Source organism: Afipia sp. Root123D2 (genome assembly GCF_001425835.1).
Classification (GTDB): domain Bacteria; phylum Pseudomonadota; class Alphaproteobacteria; order Rhizobiales; family Xanthobacteraceae; genus Afipia.
On sequence record NZ_LMDP01000003.1, the window covers coordinates 876007 to 885272 of the forward strand.

10 protein-coding genes are annotated in these 9266 nt (G+C 61.4%); 5 read left to right on the forward strand and 5 right to left on the reverse strand.

Annotation, left to right across the window (positions count from 1 at the left end; genetic code table 11):
* Positions 1–23: 23 nt before the first annotated feature.
* Genes ASC80_RS19360 through sdhC form a run of 4 tightly spaced genes read right to left on the reverse strand, consistent with a single transcriptional unit; the run spans position 24 to position 3487 of the window.
* Positions 24–806 carry a succinate dehydrogenase iron-sulfur subunit gene (locus ASC80_RS19360; protein ID WP_056300650.1) on the reverse strand — a complete coding sequence of 261 codons (783 nt, stop codon included), beginning with the start codon at positions 804–806 and terminating at the stop codon, positions 24–26.
* A gap of 39 nt (positions 807–845) precedes the next feature.
* Positions 846–2684, reverse strand: coding sequence for a succinate dehydrogenase flavoprotein subunit (sdhA, locus tag ASC80_RS19365; RefSeq protein WP_056300652.1), 1839 nt, complete (start codon positions 2682–2684; stop codon positions 846–848).
* A 3-nt stretch (positions 2685–2687) separates the two neighbouring features.
* On the reverse strand, positions 2688–3062 hold the full coding sequence (gene sdhD / locus ASC80_RS19370; RefSeq protein ID WP_200941219.1) for a succinate dehydrogenase, hydrophobic membrane anchor protein: 375 nt from the start codon (positions 3060–3062) through the stop codon (positions 2688–2690).
* 29 nt (positions 3063–3091) lie between these two features.
* A complete protein-coding gene (gene sdhC, locus ASC80_RS19375) occupies positions 3092–3487 on the reverse strand; it encodes a succinate dehydrogenase, cytochrome b556 subunit (RefSeq protein ID WP_056300654.1) in 396 nt (131 codons plus the stop codon).
* Positions 3488–3756: 269 nt separating this feature from the next.
* Between sdhC and ASC80_RS19380 the strand changes: the two genes are divergently transcribed.
* Positions 3757–4611 carry a sulfite exporter TauE/SafE family protein gene (locus tag ASC80_RS19380; RefSeq protein ID WP_056300655.1) on the forward strand — a complete coding sequence of 285 codons (855 nt, stop codon included), beginning with the start codon at positions 3757–3759 and terminating at the stop codon, positions 4609–4611.
* A 6-nt stretch (positions 4612–4617) separates the two neighbouring features.
* On the opposite strand, the gene ASC80_RS19385 is transcribed toward ASC80_RS19380, so the two are convergent.
* Positions 4618–6147 carry a malonate--CoA ligase gene (locus ASC80_RS19385; protein WP_056300657.1) on the reverse strand — a complete coding sequence of 510 codons (1530 nt, stop codon included), beginning with the start codon at positions 6145–6147 and terminating at the stop codon, positions 4618–4620.
* A gap of 67 nt (positions 6148–6214) precedes the next feature.
* On the opposite strand from ASC80_RS19385, the gene ASC80_RS19390 reads away from it, so the two are divergent.
* The 4 genes from ASC80_RS19390 (at position 6215) to ASC80_RS19405 (ending at position 9263) form a co-directional block, all read left to right on the forward strand.
* Positions 6215–6955: an SDR family oxidoreductase gene (locus ASC80_RS19390; RefSeq protein ID WP_056300659.1), complete on the forward strand. Its 741-nt coding sequence runs from the start codon at positions 6215–6217 to the stop codon at positions 6953–6955.
* A gap of 198 nt (positions 6956–7153) precedes the next feature.
* Positions 7154–7531, forward strand: coding sequence for a hypothetical protein (locus tag ASC80_RS19395; protein WP_156464451.1), 378 nt, complete (start codon positions 7154–7156; stop codon positions 7529–7531).
* 297 nt (positions 7532–7828) lie between these two features.
* Positions 7829–8407, forward strand: coding sequence for a fasciclin domain-containing protein (locus ASC80_RS19400; RefSeq protein WP_056301102.1), 579 nt, complete (start codon positions 7829–7831; stop codon positions 8405–8407).
* 208 nt (positions 8408–8615) lie between these two features.
* Complete coding sequence (locus tag ASC80_RS19405; protein WP_056300662.1) at positions 8616–9263, forward strand: cytochrome b/b6 domain-containing protein; 648 nt, start codon at positions 8616–8618, stop codon at positions 9261–9263.
* The last annotated feature ends 3 nt before the right edge of the window (positions 9264–9266 follow it).

Here is a 9266-nt window from a genome sequence, read left to right on the forward strand (position 1 = left end):
CGCGGTGCGGCGGAGCGACGGTGCTAGACCTGCCGCTCGACCATCTTGAGCTTGAGGTCGGCGATGGCTTCGGAAGGATTCAGCCCCTTCGGGCAGGCTTTGGCGCAATTCATGATGGTGTGGCAGCGATAGAGCCGGAACGGATCCTCGAGATTGTCGAGCCGCTCTCCGGTTGCTTCATCGCGCGAGTCGTTGACCCAGCGGTCGGCGGCCAGCAGCGCAGCGGGGCCAAGGAAGCGGTCACTGTTCCACCAGTAGCTCGGGCACGAGGTCGAGCAACAGGCGCACAGAATGCATTCATAGAGACCGTCGAGCTTGGCGCGCTCGTCCGGCGACTGCCTCCATTCCTTCTGCGGCGTCGCGGTGGTGGTGTGCAGCCAGGGCTCGATCGATGCGTACTGGGCGTAGAAATTGGTCAGGTCGGGAACGAGGTCCTTCACCACCGGCTGATGCGGCAGCGGAGTGATCTTGATCGGGCCTTCGTCAACCTCGTCCATCGCGCGGGTGCAGGCCAGCGTGTTCTGGCCGTCAATGTTCATGGCGCAGGAGCCGCAAACGCCTTCACGGCAGGAACGGCGGAAAGTCAAAGTGGGATCGATGTGATTCTTGATCCAGATCAGCCCGTCGAGAATCATCGGTCCGCAATCGGCGGTGTCGACGTGATAGGTGTCGATGGTCGGGTTTTTGCCGTCGTCCGGATTCCAGCGATAGATCTTGTACTCGCGAAGCTGCGTCGCGCCGGCCGGTTTCGGCCATTCCTTGCCGCCACTGATCGTGGAGTTCTTCGGCAGTGTGAACTGAACCATGCTTTTGAGCCTTCGCTTGTTCGCTTCAGTCTATCGCGATCAGTAAACGCGCGCCTTCGGCGGGATGTACTGAACGTCGTTGGTCATCGTGTAATCGTGGACCGGGCGATAATCGATCGTGGAGACACCCTTGCTGTCAATCCATGACAGCGTGTGCTTCATCCAGTTCTTGTCGTCGCGCTCGGAGAAATCCTCGCGGGCGTGGGCGCCGCGGCTCTCGGTGCGGTTGGCGGCGGAATCCATCGTGACCACGGCCTGAGAAATCAGGTTGTCGTATTCAAGGGTTTCCATCAGGTCCGAATTCCATACCAGCGTGCGGTCGGCGACGGAGATATCGCCGATGCCGCCGTAAACCTTGTGAATCAGATCCTTGCCTTCCTTCAGGACGTCGCCGGTGCGGAACACCGCGCAGTTGTTCTGCATCACGTGCTGCATGCTGTCGCGCAGCTTGGCGGTCGGCGTGCCGCCGGAGGCGTAACGGAAATGGTCGAGACGGCCCAGCGCCAGTTCGGCCGAATTCGCCGGCAGATCCGGTTGCGAGGCATTCGGCGTCAGCTTCTCGGCGCAGCGCAGCGCTGCCGCACGGCCGAACACCACGAGGTCGATCAGCGAGTTCGAGCCGAGGCGGTTGGCGCCGTGCACCGACACGCAGGCCGCTTCGCCGACAGCCATCAGGCCCGGCACCACCGCGTTGTCGTCGCCGTCCTTCTTGGTGACGACTTCGCCGTGGAAATTGGTCGGAATGCCGCCCATGTTGTAGTGCACGGTCGGGATCATCGGGATCGGCTCGCGGGTCACATCGACGCCGGCGAAAATTCGCGCCGACTCCGAGATGCCCGGAAGGCGCTCGTGCAGGATATTCGGATCGAGATGGTCGAGATGAAGGTAGATGTGATCCTTCTTCTTGCCGACGCCCCGGCCTTCGCGAATTTCGATCGTCATTGCGCGCGAGACGACGTCGCGCGAGGCGAGATCCTTGGCTGACGGTGCATAGCGCTCCATGAAGCGCTCACCCTCGGAATTGACGAGATAGCCGCCTTCGCCGCGTGCGCCTTCGGTCACGAGGCAACCCGAGCCGTAGATGCCGGTCGGGTGGAACTGGACGAACTCCATGTCTTGAAGCGGCAAGCCCGCGCGCAGCACCATGCCGCCGCCGTCGCCGGTGCAGGTATGTGCGGAGGTGCACGATGCGTAGGCGCGGCCGTAGCCGCCGGTCGCGAGAATGGTGGTCTGGCCGCGGAAGCGATGGATCGTGCCGTCGTCGAGCTTGAGCGCGATCACGCCGCGGCAAACGCCCTGATCGTCCATGATGAGATCGATGGCGAAGAATTCTATGAAGAATTCAGCCGAATGGCGCAGCGCCTGACCGTACATGGTGTGCAGCATGGCGTGGCCGGTGCGGTCGGCGGCGGCGCAGGTGCGCTGCGCCTGGCCCTTGCCGAAATCGATGGTCATGCCGCCGAACGGACGCTGATAGATCTTGCCTTCTTCGGTGCGCGAGAACGGCACGCCCCAGTGCTCGAGTTCGTAAACCGCTTCCGGCGCGTTGCGCACCAGATACTCGATCGAATCCTGATCGCCGAGCCAGTCCGATCCCTTGACGGTATCGTACATGTGCCAGCGCCAGTCGTCGGGATGCATGTTGCCGAGCGATGCCGAAATGCCGCCCTGCGCCGCAACGGTGTGCGAACGCGTCGGAAACACCTTGGTGATGCAGGCGGTGCGAAGGCCCGCTTCGCTGCACCCGACCACGGCGCGCAGGCCCGCGCCGCCGGCGCCGACCACGATCACGTCGTAGGTATGGTCTTCAATCGGATAAGCCTGGCCATTGGCGGCCGCATTCTTGGGCTCGCTGGCGCTGTTGCCGTTCGCGGCCATGCGCTACACTCCAGATGATAGTTTGATGATGGCGTAGATCGAGGCGATGCCGACGCCGAACGAAAAGAAATTGTTCGCGATGATCGCAGCCAGCTTCAGCTTCTCGTCGTGCACGTAGTCTTCCAGCACGACCTGCATGCCGATCTTCATGTGCCAGCAGCTCGCGATGATGAAGAGGATCATGATGATCGCGATCAGCGGGGAGCCGAGAATCTGCGCCGCCGCGGCCTGATTGCGGCCGAGCAGGGTCATGATCACGGCGATCACCGGAACGATCAGCAGGACCAGTGCAACCGCAGTGATGCGCTGGCGGAAGAAATCGGTGGTGCCGGAATGGGCGGCGCCGAGGTTGCGGACGCGGCTCAGCGGCGTGCGCATCGAGGTGGGTTTGCCGGACTTCTGCGCGCTCATCGGCCGCCTCCCATGGCATAGGCGACGATCCAGAGCACGATCGTCAGGACGATCCCACCGAACAGGGCGGCGCGGGTCAGCCATTCGCGTTCATTGGCGCCGAAGCCGTAACCGAGATCCCAGATCAGGTGACGAATCCCGCTCAGCATGTGGTGAAGCAGCGCCCACGTATAGCCGAACACAATGACGCGGCCGATCCAGCTTGCGGTGAAGCCCTGGATATTGGCGTAGGCATTAGGGCCCGAGGCGGTGGCGATCAGCCACCACGCCATCAGCAGGGTCCCGGCGTAAAGCGCGATCCCGGTGATGCGGTGGACGATGGACATGACCATCGTCAGCGTCCAGCGATAGGTCATGAAAGGTGAAAGCGGACGGTCGATCCTGGGTGTCATCGGCAACTTTTGAAGGTTTGCGGGCACGAGAATTTCGGTGCCGGCGTCTTAAGGGACCGCATTAGAGGATTTCTATTTACGGAGTCGGTCAAACGAGCGCAACGCCGAATTTAGTATAAATAGAATTATTGTTCATTCTTTGAGTTGAGCTTGCGCCATGCTGGCGCGCGCCGTGTTTCTGGTATACCAGCCGAAACCGAGCGAAGCACCCACATGAAGCTGGATTCATTCCACGTTGCTTCGCGAGCGGTGGCTGGGAGCATGTCACGATGGCGGGCCTTAATATCTCGGAGCTGGTCGAACTGGCGCTGGCGCTGGTGGCTGTCGGCGGCATCGCCGGATTTCTCGCCGGGGTGTTCGGGATCGGCGGCGGGGCGGTGCTAGTGCCGGTGCTTTATGAGTGCTTCCGGCTGGTCGGCGTGCCGCTGGAGGTGCGGATGCCGCTGTGCATCGGCACCTCGCTTGCCATCATCATCCCGACGTCGGTGCGTTCCTATCGCGCCCATCGCGCGCGCGGCAGCGTCGATATGGAGGTGCTGAAGCAATGGGCGTTGCCGGTGATCGTCGGCGTCATCATTGGAAGCGTGGTCGCGCGGTATGCGCCGGAACGGCTGTTCAAGATCGTGTTCGTGGTGGTGGCGTGGTCCGCTGCGGCGCGGCTCCTGTTCGGCCGCGAGACATGGCGGCTGGGAGCTGAATTGCCCAAGGGCCTCTTGATGAAGTTCTATGGCACCGTGGTTGGATTGTTGTCGACGCTCATGGGGATCGGCGGCGGCCTGTTCTCGAATCTGCTGATGACGTTCTATGGCCGGTCGATCCACCAGTCGGTCGCGACCTCGTCGGGGCTGGCGGTGCTGATCTCGATTCCCGGTGCGATCGGCTACATCTATGCCGGGTGGCCGGCGGCATCGCGCTTTCCCGAAGTTGCCGCGCTGCAGGTTCCGTTCGCGTTCGGGTACGTCTCGCTGATCGGCGCCCTGCTGGTGATGCCGACCAGCCTGCTGGTCGCGCCGCTCGGCGTCAGAGTGGCGCACGCAATGTCGAAGCGAACCCTCGAAACGGCCTTCGGGTTCTATCTGCTGACGATGGGCGCACGTTTTCTCATTGCGCTGGTCTATGCGTAAGCCGGGTTACGGCTTCGCATAGAGCTTGGCGTAGGCGTCGCGCAGCACGTTCTTCTGCACCTTGCCCATGGTGTTGCGCGGCAACTCATCGGCGAACAGCACCCGTTTCGGCATCTTGAATTTCGCCAGCCGCCCATCGAGCGCCTGCAGGATCGCGGCTTCCTCGAGTTTCGCGCCTTTCTCCCTCACCACCACGGCGGTGACGCCCTCGCCGAAATCGGCGTGCGGTACGCCGATCACTGCGCTTTCGGTGACACCGGGAATGGCGTCGATCTCGTTTTCGACTTCCTTGGGATAGACGTTGAAGCCGCCGGAAATCACCAGGTCCTTGCCGCGTCCGATGATGTGGACATAGCCCTTGCTGTCGATCTTGCCGAGGTCGCCGGTGATGAAGAACCCGTCGTCGCGAAATTCGCTTTTGGTCTTCTCGGGCATCTGCCAGTAGCCCTTGAACACGTTGGGGCCCTTGACCTCGATCATGCCGATCTCGTCGCGCGCGAGTTCTTTGCCGGTCTCCGGATCGGTGACGCGCGCCGAGACGCCCGGCAACGGGAAGCCGACCGCGCCCGGCACGCGATCGCCGTCATAGGGGTTCGACGTGTTCATGTTGGTTTCGGTCATGCCGTAGCGTTCGAGTACGGCGTGACCGGTGCGCGCTGACCATTCGCGATGGGTTTCGGCGAGCAGCGGCGCCGAGCCGGAAACAAACAGCCGCATGTGGCTTGTCGCTTCTTTGGTCAGGCGCGGATTCTGCAGCAGGCGCGTGTAGAAAGTCGGCACGCCCATCAGCACCGTCGCGCGCGGCATCAGATCGATGATCCGGTCGACATCGAGCTTGTTGAGGAAGATCATCGCGGCGCGCGCGAACAGCGTCACGTTGCTAGCCACGAACAGGCCGTGGGTGTGATAGATCGGCAGCGCGTGGATCAGCACGTCCTTGTCGGTGAAGCGCCAGTAATCGACCAGCGTCAGCGAATTCGACGCCAGGTTGTCGTGCGACAGCATTGCGCCTTTGGAGCGGCCGGTGGTGCCCGACGTGTAGAGGATGGCGGCGAGGTCGTCGTTGCCGCGCTGCGCGGTGGCGAATTCCGGATTCGCCTTCGCAGCACCCTCGGTCAGCGAGCCTTTGCCCGCGGCATCAAGCGTATCGACCCTGGCGCCAACCTTGGCTGCGATTTTCTCAATGCCTTCCGCCTTTGACGGGTCGCACACCACCAGCGACGGCTTGGCGTCGCCGATGAAATAGTCGAGTTCGTTGAGCGTGTAGGCGGTATTGAGCGGCAGGTAGATCGCGCCGGCGCGCACGGTGGCGAGATACAGCACTAAACCCGAAACCGACTTCTCCGTTTGCGCTGCAACACGGTCGCCGACCTTGACGCCGCGCGACACCAGATAATTCGCGAACCGGCCCGAAAGCGCGATCAAGTCGCCATAGCTGATGCGCCGGCCATCGGCGGTCTCGATAGCGAGGCGCGCGGGATTATCGAGGTTGTCGAACAGGCGGGAAAACAGGTTGGCGTTGGCGCTGGCGTTCATGCATCATTCCAAGGCTGAGCGGGCTGATTGATCCGCCACGTTTTACCCAACAACGGAGACCAGCGGAATGAGCAACGACAAGAAAAAAGTAGCATGGGTCACGGGTGGCGGTAGTGGTATCGGGCTCGCTGGAGCGCAGGCGCTCGCGGCCGAAGGCTGGACGGTGGTGATTTCGGGCCGGCGGAAGGAGGTCATCGACGCCGCAGCGGCGGATATCGCCAAATCCGGCGGCAAGGTGGAAGCGATCGCGCTGGATGTCGGCAATGCGGATCACGTCAATTTCGTAGCGCAGGGCATCATCGGCAAGCATGGCCGCGTCGATCTGCTGGTGAACAGTGCCGGCCTCAACGTGCCCAAGCGGAGCTGGGATCAGTTCAGCAACGACGGCTGGGACAAGGTCGTCAACATCAATCTGAACGGATTGCTCTACTGCATGCATGCGGTGCTGCCGACCATGCGTGCTCAAAAGGATGGCTGCATCATCAACATCGCCTCGTGGGCGGGGCATTTCGTCTCGCCGATGACGGGTCCGGCCTACACCGCGACCAAGCATGCGGTGGTGGCGCTGACCCATTCCTTCAACATGGAAGAGTTCAGGAACGGATTGCGCGCTTGCTGCATTTCGCCGGCGGAAGTTGCGACGCCGATTCTCAAGTCGCGTCCTGTGCCGCCGTCGGAAGAGGATATGTCGCGCATGCTGCAACCTGAAGATCTCGGCCGCACCATCGCGTTTGTCGCGAATATGCCTCCGCATGTCTGCGTCAATGAGGTTCTGATCAGCCCGACCTGGAACCGGACGTTCCTTTAACCGGGAGGCATGCGGGACACAGGAAGCTGCGTGGCATCAGGCGCGCAGCTCTCCTTCATTTGTATTGGATCAAATGCGAACCAGCCGGAACTCACGCCCGTGTGAGTCGGGAACGGCATCGATTCGGAACGCCCACAGCAATGGGTTGTTAGCTTCATGCCTCGGATGGCGACCACAATCCGATAAATGGAGTAATCAATGAGAACCATGAAAATGCTGGCAGCTGCGGCGGTTGTCGCGGCTGCGATGACAACGCCGGCGCTTGCGCAGGATCAAATTCATCATCGCTCGGGCATCCATTCGCGAAGTTACGACAGTAACGCGTACTATCGCGGCGACGACTGGAATCGGCGCGACTCCGGGTTCTGGCCCGGTGAGGTCGCGGCAGGTGTCGTTGGCGGCGCTGTCGGTGCTGCTGGCGCAATCGCGACCGCGCCTTTCCAGACGAGATCATACGGCTACAACTCGTATGCCTATAACGGCAACGCCACCAGCTTCAACGGCCCAAGCGGATTCGTCTGTCAGCCGGGCACATGGTTTCGTGGAGAAGACGGCCGACGGCATATCTGCCAGTAATCGCGTGAAAGTATCGTAGAAGCAATGCAGAGAAGGAGGGCCCAGTATTTCGGCCCTCCTTTTATTGTATTCGGATGAATTATTGTGTCCGGACAAACATCGCGCGCCGTCTCTTTCGCTTCGCCGGCGATACGTTGGATCGGCAAAAAGTTTCATCGATCCGAAAATTTATTCTTTGAACCCGCTCGTCCTCTCCTTCCGTAGCTTGGTCAACGTCAGCGCAGTCGTCCTCCAAGGCTGTGCGCTGTCGTTCCAGTCCGGCGCTCTGGCCGGATGTCCAATCATCGGGAGACGAAAATGTCCAAGCGTATTGTTCTTATGTCCGCCGCCGCTCTCGGCGCGTTGGCTCTCACGGCTTCGGTTGTTGTGCCGGTTCAGGCCAAAGACAAGATGATGAAAAGCGAGATGTCCGGCGCCGTGATGGTCGGCGGCGCCGCGATGTTTCCGTCGAAGAATATCGTTCAGAACGCGGTTAACTCCAAGGATCACACCACGCTGGTCGCAGCGGTGAAGGCGGCGGGCCTTGTCGACACATTGTCGGGACCGGGACCTTTCACGGTGTTTGCCCCAACCAATGCAGCATTCGGCAAGTTGCCGAAGGGCACCGTCGAAACGCTGGTGAAGCCCGAGAGCAAGGCGACCCTCACCAAGATTCTCACCTATCACGTGGTGCCCGGCAAGCTGAGCGCAGCCGATCTGACCGATGGCAAGAAGCTGACCACGGTCGAAGGTGAGACCCTGACCGTCAAGCACGATGGCAACAAGATCTGGATTGTCGATGCCAAGGGCGGCAAGTCGCAGGTGACCATTCCGGACGTCAACCAGTCGAACGGCGTGATCCATGTGGTGAACACCGTTCTGATGCCGGCGACCTGATCGTTCGCACACCGGCTCAGTCCGAACGGCGCGCAGCGGGCCGGGGATGTCCCCCGGCCTGCTTCACGTTGAGGTGATCTTGTGCCGTGAGCGAATGATTCCCGGTGCGGCAGCACCTTTTGCCGCACGACCGGGTAACAAAACTGGATTAAAATCGTACAGGTCAGGGTCACGCCGCTTTGGCGACCAGCCTGGGTTCAAACCGATCATGTCGAGTCTGCCAACATCGAACCTGCAAATGCCCCTGGCGCCCGCGCGGAATTCCGACGCCGCGAAAGTCATTCAACCGGCATGGGTCAGGATCGTTCACTGGATCAACGCGGTTGCGATGATCATGATGATCATGTCGGGCTGGCAGATTTATAACGCATCGCCGCTGTTTGATTTTACGTTCTCGCGCTCGATCACGCTCGGCGGCTGGCTCGGCGGCGCGCTGCTCTGGCACTTCGCGGCGATGTGGCTGCTGATGGTCAATGGTCTGGTCTATCTGGTTCTTGGCTTCGTCACCGGCCGCTTCCGCAGGAAATTGCTCCCGCTCTCGGCTGGCGGCGTGATCGGCGACACCGAGGCGGCGTTGACCGGCAAGCTGTCGCATGACGACCTCACCAAGTACAACCAGATCCAGAAGCTGCTTTATGCTGGCATCATCGTGGTCGGTGTGCTGATCGTGCTGTCCGGATTGTCGATCTGGAAGCCGGTGCAGCTGCAGTGGCTCACAGCGCTGTTCGGCGGCTACGACGTTGCGCGCTATGTCCATTTCTTCTGCATGGCCGTCATCGTCGCCTTTCTGGTGATCCACGTCGCGCTGGCGCTGCTGGTTCCGAAGAGCCTGCGCGCCATGATTATCGGCCGCTGACAA